Origin of the sequence: Afipia broomeae ATCC 49717, assembly GCF_000314675.2 — a bacterium.
Lineage (GTDB): Bacteria > Pseudomonadota > Alphaproteobacteria > Rhizobiales > Xanthobacteraceae > Afipia > Afipia broomeae.
Genome location: NZ_KB375282.1, coordinates 1502738 through 1518213 on the forward strand (window position 1 = coordinate 1502738; position 15476 = coordinate 1518213).

Sequence of the window (15476 nt, forward strand, 5' to 3'; positions counted from 1 at the left end):
ATCATGCTGGTCGGTCATCAACCCAAGGAATTCCTGCTCGCGGTCGAGGCACTCACGGTCTCGTTCGACGGCTTCAAGGCGGTCAACGACCTGTCGTTCTATGTCGATGAGAACGAGATCCGCGTCATTATCGGTCCAAATGGCGCCGGCAAGACCACAGTGCTCGATCTGATCTGCGGAAAGACCAAGGCGACATCCGGCTCGATCCAGTTCCGTAATCAGGAGCTGACCAAGATGAAGGAGAACCAGATCGTGCAGGCCGGCGTCGGCCGCAAATTCCAGACGCCGTCGATCTACGACGATCTCACTGTGTTCGAAAATCTCGAAATCTCCTATCCGCGCGGGCGCACGGTGTTCGGTGCTCTGACATTCCAGCGCGACGCGACGGTGCGCGACCGGGTGGAGGAGGTCGCCGAGATGATCTTCCTGAAGGACCGCTTGGGCATGAGCGCCGAATTACTGAGCCACGGCCAGAAGCAGTGGCTCGAGATCGGCATGCTGCTGATCCAGGACCCGGACCTGTTGATGCTCGACGAGCCGGTGGCCGGGATGAGCGTCAGCGAGCGGATTAAGACCGCCGAGTTGCTCAACCGCATCATCAAGGATCGTTCGGTGCTGGTGATCGAGCATGACATGAAATTCGTCGAGGACATCGCGCACAAGGTGACCGTGCTGCATCAAGGAAAAATTCTGTCGGAAGGTTCGATGGAGGCGGTCCAGAACGATCCGAAGGTCATTGAAGTCTATCTAGGCCACTAGGTCCGCAATCAAGGAAGACACCATGCTGGCGATTTCCGATCTTCACGTCGCATACGGACAAAGCGAAGTCCTTCACGGTCTCAATGTCTCCGTCGCGCCCAACGAGATCGTTGCGATCATGGGCCGTAACGGCATGGGCAAGACCACGCTGATGAAGTCGCTGATGGGAATCGTTCCGACCAAGAGCGGTTCGGTCACCATGGAAGGAAGCGAACTCAGCACGCTCAAGAGCTATGAGCGCGTCGCCAAGGGCCTCGCTTATGTGCCGCAGGGCCGCATGATCTTCTCGACCATGACGGTGAAGGAAAACATCGAAACCGGGCTGGTCACGTCGGGTGGCAAGGAAGTGCCAGGCGATATCTATGAGCTGTTTCCGGTGTTGCTCGAGATGAAGGGCCGGCGCGGGGGAAATCTCTCGGGTGGCCAGCAGCAGCAACTGGCCATTGCACGTGCGCTTGCGACCAAGCCGAAGGTTCTTCTGCTGGATGAACCGACCGAAGGCATCCAGCCGTCGATCATTCGCGAAATGGCGCGGACGCTGAAGCGCATCCGCGACGAGCGGGGGTTATCGATCATCGTGTCCGAGCAGGTTCTCAGCTTCGCGCTCGATGTCGCCGACCGCGTTCTCGTGATCGAGAACGGCGAGATCGTCCGCGACGAGAAGCGCGACGGCATCGATGCCGCGCAGGTCGCTAAATATCTTTCAGTTTAACGAAGCCGTTTGTAACCAGGGGAGCATCTAATGCCAGATACACTGATCAAGGTCGATCTCAACCAGTCGGCCTACGACAACGACAAGGTTCACAATCGCTGGCATCCGGATATCCCGATGGTGGAGTGGGTCAGTCCGGGCGATGATTTCATTATCGAGACCTATGACTGGACCGGCGGCTTCATCAAGAACAACGACTCGGCCGATGACGTGCGCGATATCGACCTGTCGATCGTGCACTTTCTGTCGGGGCCGATCGGCGTCAAGGGCGCGGAGCCGGGCGATCTGCTGGTCGTCGATCTGCTCGATGTCGGCCCGATGAAGGAAAGCCTGTGGGGCTTCAACGGCTTTTTCTCCAAGCAGAATGGCGGCGGATTCCTGACCGATCATTTCCCGCTGGCACAGAAGTCGATCTGGGACTTCAAGGGCATGTATACGTCGTCGCGGCACATTCCCGGTGTCAACTTCGCGGGGCTCATTCACCCCGGCCTGATAGGTTGTCTGCCCGATCCGAAGATGTTGTCGATGTGGAATGAGCGCGAGACTGCCTTGATCGCGACCAATCCGACCCGCGTACCGGGCCTTGCCAATCCGCCGTTCGGCCCGACCGCGCATATGGGACGCCTCAAGGGCGACGCCAAGGCGAAAGCCGCCGCCGAAGGTGCGCGCACAGTTCCGCCCCGCGAACATGGCGGCAACTGCGACATCAAGGATCTGTCGCGCGGTTCGAAGATCTATTTCCCGGTCTATGTTCCGGGCGCGGGTCTCTCGATGGGCGACCTGCATTTCAGCCAGGGCGACGGCGAAATCACCTTCTGCGGCGCTATCGAAATGGCCGGCTGGCTGCACATCAAGGTCGATGTCATCAAGGACGGCATGGCGAAGTACGGCATTAAAAATCCCGTATTCAAGCCGTCGCCGATGACGCCGAATTACAAGGACTTTCTGATCTTCGAAGGCATCTCGGTCGATGAGGCTGGCAAGCAGCACTATCTCGATGTCACGGTTGCCTATCGTCAGGCGTGTCTGAATGCCATCGAGTACCTGAAAAAGTTCGGATATTCCGGCGCGCAGGCCTATTCCATTCTCGGAACAGCGCCGGTGCAGGGACATATCTCGGGTGTCGTGGACGTGCCTAACGCCTGCGCCACGCTATGGCTGCCGACGGAAATCTTCGACTTCGATGTCATGCCGTCGTCGGCGGGCCCGATCAAACACATCAAGGGCGGCATCGATATGCCGCTGTCACAAGACAAGTAGCTCCCGCGCGACGTGGAGGCGGTGCGTACCTTGCCGCCTCCATGTCGGTGGAATCGAGCGACAACAGGACAAACCGAGGGAGACGGGCTGTGCCGGTTTACGAGTATCTTTGCAACGACTGCGGACCATTCACCGAGATGCGGCCGATGTCGGAATACGACATGCCGCAAGACTGCCCGCATTGCTCAGTCGCTGCGCCGCGGGCGATCCTGACCGCTCCACATTTCTCGTGTATGCCGGCGTCGACCCGCAAGTCGCATGCGATCAACGAACGCAGTGCCAACGCGCCGAAGACGCTCGGCGAATACAAGGCTTCACACAAGCCGGGTTGCGGCTGCTGTTCGACCAAGCCGTCGCGGCTGGTAACAAAGTCTCGTTCCGGTGCGAAAGGTTTTCCTACGGCAAGGCCGTGGATGATCAGCCATTGATTGTAATTTGAATGGTCTCTGGTGAGTAGCTTCAGGCCGAGCAAGCTTCTTTCAATTTTTACGACGATTCCAATCTGGACAGCAGTCTCGCTTCCCCGAAAAGCCAGACAGATGCTGTCGGAAACGCCGCATAGCCGACTAAAAGGGCGAGCGTGACTCGCACGCCGGATTGCGAGCGGCTCCGCGGGCGCTGTCGAAAATATGATCCGGTCTTTGCCTCAGCAACTCGCAAAAACCGTGGATTTCGCGTAGGCTAACGACCGCTTAGACCAGCACGTCTGGAGCAATGAATGATAAATGCTCGGCAATTGTCGCAAAACCTTAGACAATTGGAACTGGCACAAACTGATAAAGCCGGATCCCATAAGTCTTTTGCCGACCGAATGAGGTGAAAGCATTTTTGCTCTCCCCGAACTGCCAGTGCGATGTTCAGGTGGAGTAGCAACTGCAACAATCGGAGCAAGATCTGGTCTTCCGGCAAAATAATTTGGCCAAGTGTGGCACACGGAGGGTTTGATGAATGCGATCGGTGCGAAGCATGTCGTGCTTGATTCTGCCGAGGACGAACTCCCTCCTGAACTTTCTGTCGCGAGGGGTGCCTCTGATTGGCGCCCGGATTGGAAAACTCAACTTATTTCACAGTTGCTGACATTGCGCCGTGAGACATTGATCGATGTCGGCGCCAATCGTGGCCAGACCCTGCTGGATTATCTCTCCGTACCTCATACGCACGGCTATCTCGGTTTCGAACCGAATTATTATTGCGCCAGCCTCGTCAGCGATATCATTGCCTCCGCGCGGAGGCCGGATTGCCGGATTGTGCCAGCGGGCCTTTCGGACAGGAGTGGATTGCAGCAGCTCCTTCTTGATCCAGAAGAAAATCTGGATCCTTCCGCAAGCCTGGACGTGTCTCTGCGCCCGGGCCGAAACTGGAAAGAGCAGTTTGCAGCGTGTTATCGGTTTGATGACATCCGCGCTGCGCTGCAAATAGGCAAGATTGGATTGCTCAAGATCGATGTCGAGGGGGCGGAGCTTCCGGTGTTACGCGGCATGGAAGCAAGCATTGTAAAAGATCGGCCATGGATACTATGCGAGGTGCTTCACAGGGACTTCAGGGCTGAAGCGTCAGATCATCAGCTGCGCCTTGACGCTCTCATGTTCTGGCTCAGCCGAGTCGACTATGTCTGCCTGAATGTGATCAAGAGTGCAGATAGTCTCCGAGCTACGGAATTGGTCGTCATGCCGGCAATTCCCAACAAGGTCTGGACGTGGGAGAACGCGATTCAGTGTGACTACCTGTTTGCTCCTCGCGCCGATACGGGATCGCTCATCGAAGCATTGAGGTAAGATCCGATGCTTGACACAGAAATCAATGCATCTCACCGCAAGAAGCTTCTTCTTCGCTTCTGGTCCAGCGCACGAGGGTTTTGGAACATCCGTCAGGGTGATCGCCACGCGCTATGGATGAGTACGGGTTTACTCATTCTGATTCTTGCTCAACTCGGATTCAACTACGGAATCAATATCTGGAACCGATCTCTCTTTGATGCCGTCGAGGGGAAAGATCAGGCCTCCGTCGTGCATCAGACATTGATATTTATTCCACTGGTCTGTGGTGCCTTGCTGTTCGGTGTGGCTCAGGTAGCAACTCGCATGAGCTTGCAGCGGCGATGGCGGGCGTGGCTCACGGCCAGGGTGACATCCCGGTGGCTGGCCGACAATCGTTACTATCAACTCAATTTTGCGAGCGGCAGCCACCAGAATCCCGAGTATCGTTTGGCGGATGATCTCCGAATTGCAACCGATGCGCCCATTGATTTTGTCGCCGGCATTATCTCCGCATTTCTTTCCGCGATGACGTTCATCGCGGTTTTGTGGACGATTGGCGGGCAGGTCACGTTCAGTATTTTCGGTATCTCAATCACGATTCATGGGTTCCTGGTTGTCGCGGCTGTTCTGTATGCGGTGATAACCAGCAGTGTCATGATCGTTATCGGTCGACGTTTCGTGACGATCGTCGAGCGGAAAAATCAGGCTGAGGCGGAGTATCGCTATTCCCTGACGAGAGTACGGGAGAATAGCGAAAGCATTGCACTCCTGGGTGGAGCGAAGGAGGAGCGCGAAGGGCTGGATCGTTCACTCTCCGCAGTCATTCATCATTGGTCGCTGCTTGCCGGTCAACACGTTCGCGCCACAGTGGTGTCTCAAGGCTCCAGTCTCATCGTTCCTATCGTTCCTCTGCTGCTGTGCTCTCCGAAGTATCTGGAGGGTAGCATGACGCTCGGACAAATGATGCAAGCGGCATCAGCGTTCGCGTTCGTGCAAAGTGCGTTCGGCTGGTTAGTGGACAATTATCCGCGATTTGCCGACTGGACGGCTAATGCGTCACGGGTGGCATCGCTCATGGTGTCGCTTGATCGGCTCGAAGCGGAGGGCGCGCAGACTGACAATCGTATCCGCCACAAGGTGACAACAGGTTCCACTGCCGTCAGTCTGGAGAATGTGTCGGTGGCTCTGGATGACGGGAAGACGGTGTTGAACGAGTTCAGTCTCTCAGTCGGTCATGGAGATCGCGTCCTGATCGAAGGGGAATCCGGCACCGGCAAGAGTACGCTGGTTCGAGCGATCGCAGGACTGTGGCCCTGGGGGCGGGGAAACGTCGGTGTGAGCCCCGGCCGTTTGTTGTTACTTCCGCAGAAATCCTATCTGCCATCGGGCACGCTCGGACGGGCGGTGGCTTATCCAGAGGCGCCAAATAGATGGTCAACGTCGCAACTATGCAATGCACTCGCCAAGGTCGGATTGATGCATCTGCAATCTCAGCTCGATAGTGATTTGCCGTGGGATCAGATCTTATCGGGAGGTGAAAAACAGCGGCTCGCGTTTGCAAGGCTTCTGCTGCATCGGCCGGATATCATTGTTCTGGATGAGGCTACCTCGGCGCTGGATGCTCCCAGCCAGAGGCGGATGATGCAGCTTCTTCAGTTAGAGATGGGTCATGCAACGATCATTAGTATCGGGCACCGCGCAGACCTAAGCGCCTACCACTCGCGGCGGGTAACAATTGGCGCTCAGAGGTCTGATCGACTGGCGCTATCCGTCGCTGCGCCATGACGAGACGAGGTGAAGGACAGGTCAAGGCCTCCACGCCGCATCAGCCGTCTGTGGGAACCACGGCGGCAAGTGCAGCCGTGCTTCGCATCTTTAAGAGCATTTGCGTGCCCGTCGCTCAGGCTGCGAGGCTGGAGTTAGCCGTGTCTGAGCGCGATGCGGCGGCGTTTCTGTCTTCGATCGCTCTGACGGAATTTTCAAACGCGGTGCTCAGGACGCGCTTTCCAATGGTCGCAAGCACGAAGCCGAGCAGGTATCCTTTGAGGTTCTTTCCTTCGCGGACGACAACGACATCTATGTCAGTTGTGCCATCGGACCAGCGCTTGAAGATGTAGGTATGGCCCGATGTGCCGCCCCAGACGTTCGAGTCGGTCGTTACAAGAACCACGCGGTTAGGGTCTGACCAGTCATAATGCAGGCGTTCCCAGACGCCTCCGGAGCCCTCAGTGACATCGGCCATCGTGCGGTCTAGGTGATGCACCTTGAGATATTCGTCGGCGCTGTTGCCAAAGAGCTTCGACCGGCCGGGTCCAAAATCGGTCAGACCGGCGATGTACTGCTCGGGTGTCAAACGGGTGGTGCGGTGAAGGCGGATCGTCGACATTTTATGCTCCATACTGCGTTAGGGTGAATTTGGTCGTCTTCGGTTCTCGAGACTTAGTGGGCGCCGCCCGCAGCGGCGCCGCCCTTTGGCTTTCCGGTCAGGAGAAGGGCGATGCCTGCGAGCACCAGTACGATGCCAACGACGGCAAACGTGTCGCTGAAGCCCATGATCAGCGCCTGCTGCTTGACGGTCTTGCCCAGCGCGATGATGGCTTGGTGCCTGGCTCCTGCAGGGTCGGTCATGCCGTGTGCCAGGAAGTAGTCGGTCATGGTCGCGATCCGCTCCCGCACTTCTTCGCGGGCGAGATCGACGGACTGACCAATGATATTGGAGTGAAACTGCTCACGCTTGGTCACGATGGTGGACAGCATCGCAGTGCCGACCGCGCCGCCGAGATTGCGCATCATGTTGGAAATACCCGAAGCGGCCGGCGCGTCCTGCGGCGCCACGCTTCCCAGCGAAATCGCACTGAGCGGGGTCAGCAGCAACGCCTGACCGACGGCGCGAACGACGTTCGGGAGAAAGAGCTGGTCGCCGGAATAGTCGAGCGACATGGTTGTATTCATGAAAGAACTTGCCGCGAAGATGGCGGTGCCGAGGAAGGCGATGAAACGAATGTCGAAACGCCCCATCAGCTTGGGCACCAGCGGAATCAGCAATAACTGAGGCAGACCGGTCCAGGCCAGCACTGCCCCGATCTGCTCCGCGTTGTAGTGCTGCACCTGGCCGAGATAGGCCGGCAAGAGATAGATCGATCCAAACAGCGCGAAACCGATAAAGACGGCTGCGACGGTTCCCAGTCCAAAGCTGCGAATTTTCAGCAGGCGCAGACGAATGAGCGGCTTCTCAACGAGCAACTCGTTGGCGATGAACAGAGACAGGCTCACACCAGCGATGAGCGCCAGCTTGACGATAAAGGGCGAGCCGAACCAGTCGTCCTTGTTGCCTTCCTCCAGCACCGATTGCAAAGCAGAAAGGCCAACCGCCATCGTCGCAATGCCGAACCAATCGCCCTCGCGAAGCAAGGCAAGGTTCAGCGGCTGCCGTTCGAGCGTGAAGTAGAGCGTCGTCACCATTACGGCCGTCGGCACAACGTTGACAAAGAAGATCGTCTGCCAGCCGTAATTCTCTGTGAGATAGCCGCCGATGGTCGGGCCGATCGCCGGCGCGAAAGTCACCGCTAACGAGAACATCGCAAGTCCGATCGGCTGCTGTGCTTTCGGCAGCTTGGTGAACACGAGCGTGAAGGCCATGGGAATCAGCACGCCGCCGAAGAATCCCTGAAAGGCGCGAAACCCGATCATCGTCGGCAGGTCGGTCGCAAACGCGCACGCTACCGAGAAAACGGCAAAGAGGCTCGCAAAGCTCAGCATGATGTTGCGGAAGGAAAACACGCGGCTGAGATAGTCAGTCAGCGGGATCACAACGATCTCGCCGATCAGATAGGACGTCGAGATCCATGATCCGTTATCGACGCCGGTGCCGATGCCGCCTTCGATGTTCAGCAGCGAGGCATTCGTAATCTGAATATTCAGGATCGCCATGAAGGCACCGATCATGGCGGCCAGAATGGCGACCCATACGGTGGCGCTGGCGCGCTCTCCTTGAACTATCGGCGCAGGAGTTGGGCGGGGTGCAGAACCGGAGAGGGTGAGGCTGGACATGGCATCACCTGTTCGAAACAAGCTGTGATTTGGCGGACTGACCGTGCGGGTGTTGCAGGTTGGCCGCTACTACGGCCTTTGTCTGAATGCTGGGAAGCACCGACATGCCGGGCCGCAGGTCCACATCAGCGCTATCGAGAACGATCTTCACAGGAATGCGCTGCACGATCTTGGTGAAATTGCCTGTGGCATTGTCCGGCGGCAACAGCGCAAATTCCTGTCCGCTGGCGGGTGCGAGGCTGTCGACATGGCCATGCACGGACTTGCCGGGGAACATATCGACCTCAATATCGACCGGCTGGCCGGCCTGCACACTGCCAAGCTGCGTTTCCTTGTAGTTCGCGATGATGTAAGCGCCGTGCGAGGGCACCAGCGACATCAGTTGCGTGCCGGCCTGCACGAACTGCCCGACGCGAAGGGTTCGATTGCCGACCACGCCGTCGATCGGAGCGGTGATGGTCGTGTAGGACAGGTTGAGCTCGGCTTGCCGCTGTTGTGCCCTTGCTCGCGCGTTCGCCGCGATCGCCTGTGCCAACTCCGCGTTTAACAGTTCGACCTGCTTCTGTGCGGACGTCAGGTTCGCCTTGTCGCGCTCGATGGCTGCAAGCGCTGTGCCGTCACGTGCCTGTGCATTCTGTGCGTTCTGGATGCTGCCAAATCCCGTCGCCGCGAGATCGCTGTATCGCTTGTTTTCCTGGGCTGTGAATGTCCGCGTGGCAATGTCGACATTAAGTGTCGCCTCCGCTGCGGCGATCACTGCCTGCTGCACGTCGAGCTGGGCGCGCTTGCTTTCGACTGTAGCGTCGGCTGCGGCGACATCGGCTTTGGCCTGATCGAGCGCGACCTTGAAGTCGCGATCGTCGATCCGTGCCAGCACATCACCGGCCTTCACTTGTTGGTTATCGCCGACCGGAACGAGATCGAGATAGCCCGAAATCTTTGGGGCGATCGTGGTGTTGTCGGCCTTCACATAGGCGTCGTCGGTCGAGACCAGGAAGCGTCCGACGGACCAGTAATCCCAGCCATACCAGGAGGCGGTGGCGAGAAGGGCGACCGCAACCCCAGCGATCAGGGTGCGCTGGACCCGGTTCCTTTTTCCGGGCTGCGACGGGGGCGCGGTGGCAAGATCGGCTGTTTCCGGTTCCGTAACCGTCTTTTGGGTGGTCGGCTGAAAGCTGTCGACGGTCTTCAATCCGGCGGTCTGGGTGCTCATGGCGAGCCTCGCAATTAGGAAACTTGATATTTTCCAAAATAGGGACCATGTTGGGACTGTCAATGGAATGACAGTCATCATCTAAAGGCATGGCTCGCGATGGCGATCACAAAATCGAGAGAACCAGGGAAGAGTGAGGTGCGGCGCGGTCGCGGGAGACCACAGGCGCGCCCCGACGACGAAACGCGCGCGGTGATTATCGGCGCAGCGAGGGAGGAATTCGCTGTCAGCGGATATGCCGCGACAAGCATGGAAAGCGTCGCGCGTGGAGCGGGGGTTTCCACGAAGACGCTTTATCGGCTGATTCCCAACAAGGCTGCTTTGTTTGAAGCGATCATCACTGATGGCCTTGACCAGTTCACCACGCGGATTCGATTGAGGGCTTGCGACGGTAGCAACATTGAAGCCTCGTTGACCGAAGCGCTGACGCTGTTCGGCGAGCTTGTTCTCGACGACACGGTGATTGCGATGCAGAGAATGGTACTGAGCGAGAGCGAGCAGTTTCCCGAGATCGCCGAGACGTTCTACAGCAAGGCGATCAAGCGTAGCGAGAATACGCTTGCCGGCTGGCTGAAGACACAGGCCGAACGTGGCCTGATCAAGATCGAAAATGCCGCGGAAGCCGCCGGCATGCTGCTCGGAATGTTTGCGTTCCAGCCGCAGCGTGCGGTGATGTTCGGTCACGCAGCGGTTCCCGGCCACAGGGAGATTGAACGGCGTGCGCGGACCACGGCCCGGCTTTTCCTGAAGGGCAGCGCGGTTTGACGGATGCTCGCCGCTTGGTTACCGGCAATGGCGATCATCGGCGCAGGCGCTCATGGAGCAGGCCGCTGCGACCCTGGCAGGTCGGAGACGATCGGGTTTATGCAGCCAGAATGTTCCGATATTGATGGACAGTGGCACGGCGAGTTCGGTTTGGTTGACCACTGCATCGATCAAGACCGGCCCGTCATGCGCCAGAGAATTGGGTCAGGCCGATCAGGGCTATCAGCGCCCAGATCCACCGATTCATTCTTTATTCCGGCCGGGTGTTACTGCGGGAATGATCGCCAAATTGCCGATTGCGGTCGCCAGTAGCTCGTGAGAAAGCGATTGGCGAGGGACAAGCATGTCCTGTTTATACATTGGAATTTACGGCTCCAGGCACGCCGGTCAGTGAGGAAACCAGGATATGACTACGGCATCTCCCACGATCATCTACACTCTGACCGATGAGGCTCCCGCGCTGGCGACAGCATCTTTCTTGCCTATTGTGCGCACGTTCGCTGCGCCGGCGGGCATTGATGTCGTCACCAGCGATATCTCTGTGGCTAGCCGGATTCTCGGCGAGTTTCCGGAATTTCTGACCGAACAACAGCGCGTGTCCGACAATCTGGCTGAACTCGGTCGACTGACGCTTCTGCCTGACACCAACATCATCAAGTTGCCGAACATCAGCGCCTCGGTCGCGCAGTTGAAGGTGGCCATTAAGGAATTGCAGGACAAGGGGTACAAAGTCCCAAATTATCCCGACAGTCCAAAGACTGACGAGGAAAAGGCGCTCCGTGCGCGCTATACCAAGTGCATCGGCAGTGCTGTGAATCCGGTCCTGCGCGAGGGAAATTCCGATCGCCGCGCGCCGCTAGCAGTGAAGAATTTTGCGCGCAAGCATCCCCACAGCATGGCTGAATGGAGCCAGGCATCGCGTTCGCACGTCTCGCATATGCATCACGGCGACTTCTATCACGGAGAGAAGTCGATAACGCTTGACCGCGCGCGGGACGTCAAGATGGAGCTTATCACCAAGAGCGGCAAGACGATCGTGCTCAAGCCAAAGGTGTCGCTCCAGGATCGTGAAGTCATCGACTCCATGTTCATGAGCAAAAAAGCCCTCCTGGCGTTCTATGAGCAGCAGATCGACGACGCCTACAAGACCGGCGTCATGTTCTCGCTGCACGTCAAGGCCACCATGATGAAGGTCTCGCATCCGATCGTGTTCGGCCACTGCGTCAGGATTTTCTACCGTGACGCTTTCGAAAAGCACGGCGCGCTGTTCGAAGAGCTAGGCGTCAATGTCAATAACGGCATGGTTGACCTCTACAACAAGATCGCCAGTCTGCCACAGAGCAAACAGGATGAGATCAAGAGCGATCTGCACGCCTGCCACGCGCATCGTCCCGAACTGGCGATGGTCGATTCCGCCAAGGGAATCACGAATTTCCACTCGCCGAATGACATCATCGTCGATGCGTCGATGCCTGCGATGATCCGCAATGGCGGCAAGATGTGGGGCGCCGACGGCCGCCTGAAGGACGTCAAGGCGGTGATGCCGGAAAGCACCTTCGCCCGCATCTATCAGGAAATGATCAATTTTTGTAAGTGGCACGGCGCATTCGATCCAAAGACCATGGGCACCGTGCCCAATGTCGGCCTGATGGCGCAGCAGGCCGAGGAGTACGGATCGCACGACAAGACGTTTGAAATCCCTGAGGATGGTGTCGCCAATATTACGGACATTGCGACCGGCGAGGTCTTGCTCAGCCAGGACGTCGAGCAGGGCGATATCTGGCGCATGTGCCAGGTCAAGGATGCGGCCATCCGGGACTGGGTGAAGCTTGCTGTGAGCCGCGCTCGTAACTCCGGGATGCCCGTGCTGTTCTGGCTGGATCCCTATCGTCCGCATGAGGCGCAGCTTATCGCCAAGGTCAAATTGTACCTGCAGGAACACGACGTATCCGGCCTCGATATCCAGATCATGAGTCAGGTCCGCGCCATGCGTTACACGCTTGAGCGTGTTATCCGCGGTCTCGACACCATCAGCGCGACTGGCAACATTCTGCGCGATTATCTGACCGATCTGTTTCCGATCATGGAGCTAGGTACTTCGGCCAAGATGCTGTCGGTCGTTCCGCTCATGGCAGGGGGCGGCCTGTATGAAACCGGAGCGGGCGGCTCGGCACCCAAGCATGTGCAGCAGTTGGTGGAAGAAAACCATCTGCGATGGGATTCTCTCGGCGAATTTCTTGCGCTTGCAGTCTCTCTGGAAGATCTCGGAATAAAGGCGGGCAACTCGAAAGCCAAGCTCTTGGCGAAAACGCTGGACGCTGCCACCGGCAAACTGCTCGACAACAACAAGTCTCCTTCACCGCGCACCGGCGAATTGGACAATCGCGGAAGCCAATTCTACCTGGCAATGTATTGGGCGCAGGAATTGGCAGCCCAGACAGAGGACAAATCTCTTCAGGAGCAGTTCAAACCGCTGGCCGAAGCACTCACCAAAAATGAAGGAAAGATTGTAGCGGAACTCCAGGCGGTGCAGGGGAAGCCTGTGGACATCGGTGGCTATTATCTCACCGACCCGAAAAAATGTGCAGAGGTTATGCGTCCGAGCGCGACGTTCAATGCGCTGCTGGCTCAGATGTCATCCAGGTAGATCAATCGGTCAAGGACGGCTGCGTCAGAATTGGCCAGCGACAGTCAGACGAAGGGCGAAGGGTTCGACGGGGTGCAGGACACGATCCATTACGCAGGTCGTACACACCGCTGCGGGCGGTGGATTTGCGGATCGGCATTGCGCAAACAACGCATCGGTCTTCAGGAACGATCCATAGGCGTAGGTGATCTGGTCGGATTTGCTGTCGGTCAAATTGAAGGCGTCGAGTTGAACGCGCCATCCATTCTGGAAGCTGTAGCCGACCTGGCCGTTGAGAAGGCCGGCCGCCGGTGAAACGAAGGCGCCGTCTTCGGTGAGCGGCCGCGGCCCGAAATAGCGATACCGCAGAGCGCCGAACCATCCTGTTCGCTCGCCGATCCTGACCCCGGCGGACGCGACCATGTTCGGCGCGCCCGGAATATAGTTGCCGGGTGCATTTCCGATCTGGGCTTCGGGGTAGCCAGCCAGGTCCGCATAGGCTGCAGCCTGATCCCGGTTGGCGCCGCGGAAGCGCGCATGAGTCACAGCGATGTCACCGTCGAACGTCAGCCAGGGGGTAGGCTGATAATGGTTGGTCCACTCGATACCGTAACGCCGGCTGGGACGGCTTGGCTCGGTGTCGCCGGCGTCACCCACGAAAAGAATCTCGGACGCAGAGTCCAGCATGAACAGGCTTAGAGAGCTGTCCAGGCCGGGAATGATCCTGGTGCGAATACCGACTTCAGCTCCGCGTGTCTTGACCAGGAATGGCGACGGCGACACAGCTTCGCTGGGATCGGTCGGCGATACCTTGATTGTCACGCCTCTGGCATCGTTGCTGTGGAAGCCTTCACCGGCGTTGATGAAGAATTCGGTCTTGGCGAACGGTCCGAATACAATGCTGGCTTTGGGGCTGCCAATCGAAGAAGTCGCCTTGCCGGAATTGGCTGGAGTGAGAAGTGAGTCAACGTTGGTTGCATAGAAGTCGCCGCGATAGCCGACAATAGTCCTGAGCCAGCTGGTCCAATGAACGGTGTTTTGTATGAAGAGGCCGGTGCTGCCTTCCTGGACCTTGTCTTCTCGCGTGCCCGACACAAACTGGCGCTGAACGGTGTTCGAGAGGCCGACCCTAATGCTGTCGTAGCGATTCTGTATGCCAACCTCGGTCTGCATCGGCAGGCCAGCGAACGTATGGTTGAAGGTATGAGACGCGTTCAGCCCGCCGATCACACGGCTGTCGCGCTGGTGGAATTGGTCGCCGAGAAGAGGAGCGTTGGGATCCAAGCCGGGGGCAGCTTCATTCAGGAAGTAGGTGAAGTTGTTGTAGAGATCGAGCGAACTCCTGACGACGTAGAAATTGAGCTTCGTGGTTCCTTCCGCCTCTGTTTTTCTAAGCTGGCCTGAAATCGAGAAGCGGTTGGATCTGCCGCCGTCGGTCGGATCCAGCGCGCCGTAAAGCCCGATCTGTCCGGACGTGATCGCACGCAGCGGAATTTGGTCGGTCGAATTCCAGCTATTGCTGTAAGCCATGCCTGTCAGCGAGAAACCGTTGTCGGCTGTACCCTGTGTGTAGCGGACAACACTGTTCAGCTTGCGCACCTTGTCGGGATTGTCCCAAGGTCCATTGTAGGTGCTCGCCTCACCGGCGATGAGGAGCGTGCCGTCTCCGGCTTTCGTGGACGTGATCCCAAGTATCCGGCGATAGCCGAAGCTGCCGATACTGGTCGACAGCGTCGACTTCGCGATGCTGTCGATGAGATTGACATGCACGGCTCCTACCGAAGCGAAGTCCCCCTCGTCCGCGAAGTAGGGGCCTTTCTTGATGTTGACCGATCCGATCAGTTCAGGGATCAGGAAGTTCAGGTCCGCGTAACCTTGCCCGTGGCCATGGGTACGCATGTTGACCGGCATCCCGTCGATGGAAATGGCGAGGTCTGTTCCGTGGTCGAGGTTGAATCCGCGCAGAAAGTACTGGTTGGCTTTTCCTTCGCCGCTGTGCTGCGTGATCATCAGACCGGGGACGACCTCGAGAGCTTCGGCAGGCCGCGAGAAGGGCCGTGCGTTGACCTCTTCGCCGCTGACATTTTTCTGGCTGGCCGAGGATACAGGTTCATTCTCCGGTGCATCGGGAGACCCGGATGTGCTGCTGACCTGATTTGCAGGAGGGCTGTTGTCCTGTCGCTTGCCGGTGACCTCGATTGAGGGAAGCGTGCTGGTGGCCGAAGACGAAGGGTCATGTGCTGACGCATCCGGTGCGCACATGATGGATGAAACGAGAGCGATCGCCCCAAATTGGGCCGTTCCAGACTGGAAGCGGCGGGAAAAATGCGTCAG

General features: G+C 58.0%; 12 protein-coding genes. 8 read left to right on the plus strand and 4 right to left on the minus strand.

Annotated elements, in window-relative coordinates:
• Positions 1–3: 3 nt before the first annotated feature.
• From urtD to HMPREF9695_RS06920, 6 genes are all read left to right on the plus strand, one after another.
• Positions 4–759 (plus strand): urea ABC transporter ATP-binding protein UrtD, encoded by a 756-nt coding sequence (gene urtD, locus HMPREF9695_RS06895; protein ID WP_006020105.1) that lies wholly within the window; start codon positions 4–6, stop codon positions 757–759.
• Between the two features lie 22 nt (positions 760–781).
• The gene (gene urtE / locus HMPREF9695_RS06900) at positions 782–1471 is read left to right on the plus strand and encodes an urea ABC transporter ATP-binding subunit UrtE (protein WP_006020106.1); all 690 of its coding nucleotides are present in this window, start codon (positions 782–784) and stop codon (positions 1469–1471) included.
• A 30-nt stretch (positions 1472–1501) separates the two neighbouring features.
• Complete coding sequence (gene fmdA / locus HMPREF9695_RS06905; RefSeq protein ID WP_006020107.1) at positions 1502–2731, plus strand: formamidase; 1230 nt, start codon at positions 1502–1504, stop codon at positions 2729–2731.
• An 89-nt stretch (positions 2732–2820) separates the two neighbouring features.
• On the plus strand, positions 2821–3159 hold the full coding sequence (locus HMPREF9695_RS06910) for an FmdB family zinc ribbon protein (protein WP_006020108.1): 339 nt from the start codon (positions 2821–2823) through the stop codon (positions 3157–3159).
• 516 nt (positions 3160–3675) lie between these two features.
• Positions 3676–4506, plus strand: a complete 831-nt coding sequence (locus HMPREF9695_RS06915; RefSeq protein ID WP_006020109.1) for an FkbM family methyltransferase — start codon at positions 3676–3678, stop codon at positions 4504–4506.
• 6 nt (positions 4507–4512) lie between these two features.
• Positions 4513–6273, plus strand: coding sequence for an ABC transporter ATP-binding protein/permease (locus tag HMPREF9695_RS06920; RefSeq protein ID WP_006020110.1), 1761 nt, complete (start codon positions 4513–4515; stop codon positions 6271–6273).
• A gap of 115 nt (positions 6274–6388) precedes the next feature.
• On the opposite strand, the gene HMPREF9695_RS06925 is transcribed toward HMPREF9695_RS06920, so the two are convergent.
• Genes HMPREF9695_RS06925 through HMPREF9695_RS06935 form a run of 3 tightly spaced genes read right to left on the minus strand, consistent with a single transcriptional unit; the run spans position 6389 to position 9751 of the window.
• A complete protein-coding gene (locus HMPREF9695_RS06925; RefSeq protein WP_006020111.1) occupies positions 6389–6874 on the minus strand; it encodes a hypothetical protein in 486 nt (161 codons plus the stop codon).
• Positions 6875–6927: 53 nt separating this feature from the next.
• Entirely contained in the window at positions 6928–8538 is a 1611-nt protein-coding gene (locus tag HMPREF9695_RS06930; protein WP_006020112.1) for an MDR family MFS transporter, read from the minus strand.
• Positions 8539–8542: 4 nt separating this feature from the next.
• Positions 8543–9751: an HlyD family secretion protein gene (locus tag HMPREF9695_RS06935; RefSeq protein WP_006020113.1), complete on the minus strand. Its 1209-nt coding sequence runs from the start codon at positions 9749–9751 to the stop codon at positions 8543–8545.
• 138 nt (positions 9752–9889) lie between these two features.
• Between HMPREF9695_RS06935 and HMPREF9695_RS06940 the strand changes: the two genes are divergently transcribed.
• Positions 9890–10516, plus strand: a complete 627-nt coding sequence (locus HMPREF9695_RS06940; RefSeq protein ID WP_245258724.1) for a TetR/AcrR family transcriptional regulator — start codon at positions 9890–9892, stop codon at positions 10514–10516.
• Between the two features lie 406 nt (positions 10517–10922).
• On the plus strand, positions 10923–13163 hold the full coding sequence (locus tag HMPREF9695_RS06945) for an NADP-dependent isocitrate dehydrogenase (protein WP_006020115.1): 2241 nt from the start codon (positions 10923–10925) through the stop codon (positions 13161–13163).
• 24 nt (positions 13164–13187) lie between these two features.
• On the opposite strand, the gene HMPREF9695_RS06950 is transcribed toward HMPREF9695_RS06945, so the two are convergent.
• Entirely contained in the window at positions 13188–15404 is a 2217-nt protein-coding gene (locus HMPREF9695_RS06950; RefSeq protein WP_006020116.1) for a TonB-dependent receptor, read from the minus strand.
• Positions 15405–15476 lie beyond the last annotated feature (72 nt).

Coding starts and splice junctions, on each gene's coding strand:
- urtD (WP_006020105.1), top strand. CDS start 4: ATGCTGGTCGGTCATCAACCCAAGGAATTCCTGCTCGCGGTCGAGGCA.
- urtE (WP_006020106.1), top strand. CDS start 782: ATGCTGGCGATTTCCGATCTTCACGTCGCATACGGACAAAGCGAAGTC.
- fmdA (WP_006020107.1), top strand. CDS start 1,502: ATGCCAGATACACTGATCAAGGTCGATCTCAACCAGTCGGCCTACGAC.
- HMPREF9695_RS06915 (WP_006020109.1), top strand. CDS start 3,676: ATGAATGCGATCGGTGCGAAGCATGTCGTGCTTGATTCTGCCGAGGAC.
- HMPREF9695_RS06920 (WP_006020110.1), top strand. CDS start 4,513: ATGCTTGACACAGAAATCAATGCATCTCACCGCAAGAAGCTTCTTCTT.
- HMPREF9695_RS06925 (WP_006020111.1), bottom strand. CDS start 6,874: ATGTCGACGATCCGCCTTCACCGCACCACCCGTTTGACACCCGAGCAG.
- HMPREF9695_RS06930 (WP_006020112.1), bottom strand. CDS start 8,538: ATGTCCAGCCTCACCCTCTCCGGTTCTGCACCCCGCCCAACTCCTGCG.
- HMPREF9695_RS06935 (WP_006020113.1), bottom strand. CDS start 9,751: ATGAGCACCCAGACCGCCGGATTGAAGACCGTCGACAGCTTTCAGCCG.
- HMPREF9695_RS06945 (WP_006020115.1), top strand. CDS start 10,923: ATGACTACGGCATCTCCCACGATCATCTACACTCTGACCGATGAGGCT.
- HMPREF9695_RS06950 (WP_006020116.1), bottom strand. CDS start 15,404: ATGTGCGCACCGGATGCGTCAGCACATGACCCTTCGTCTTCGGCCACC.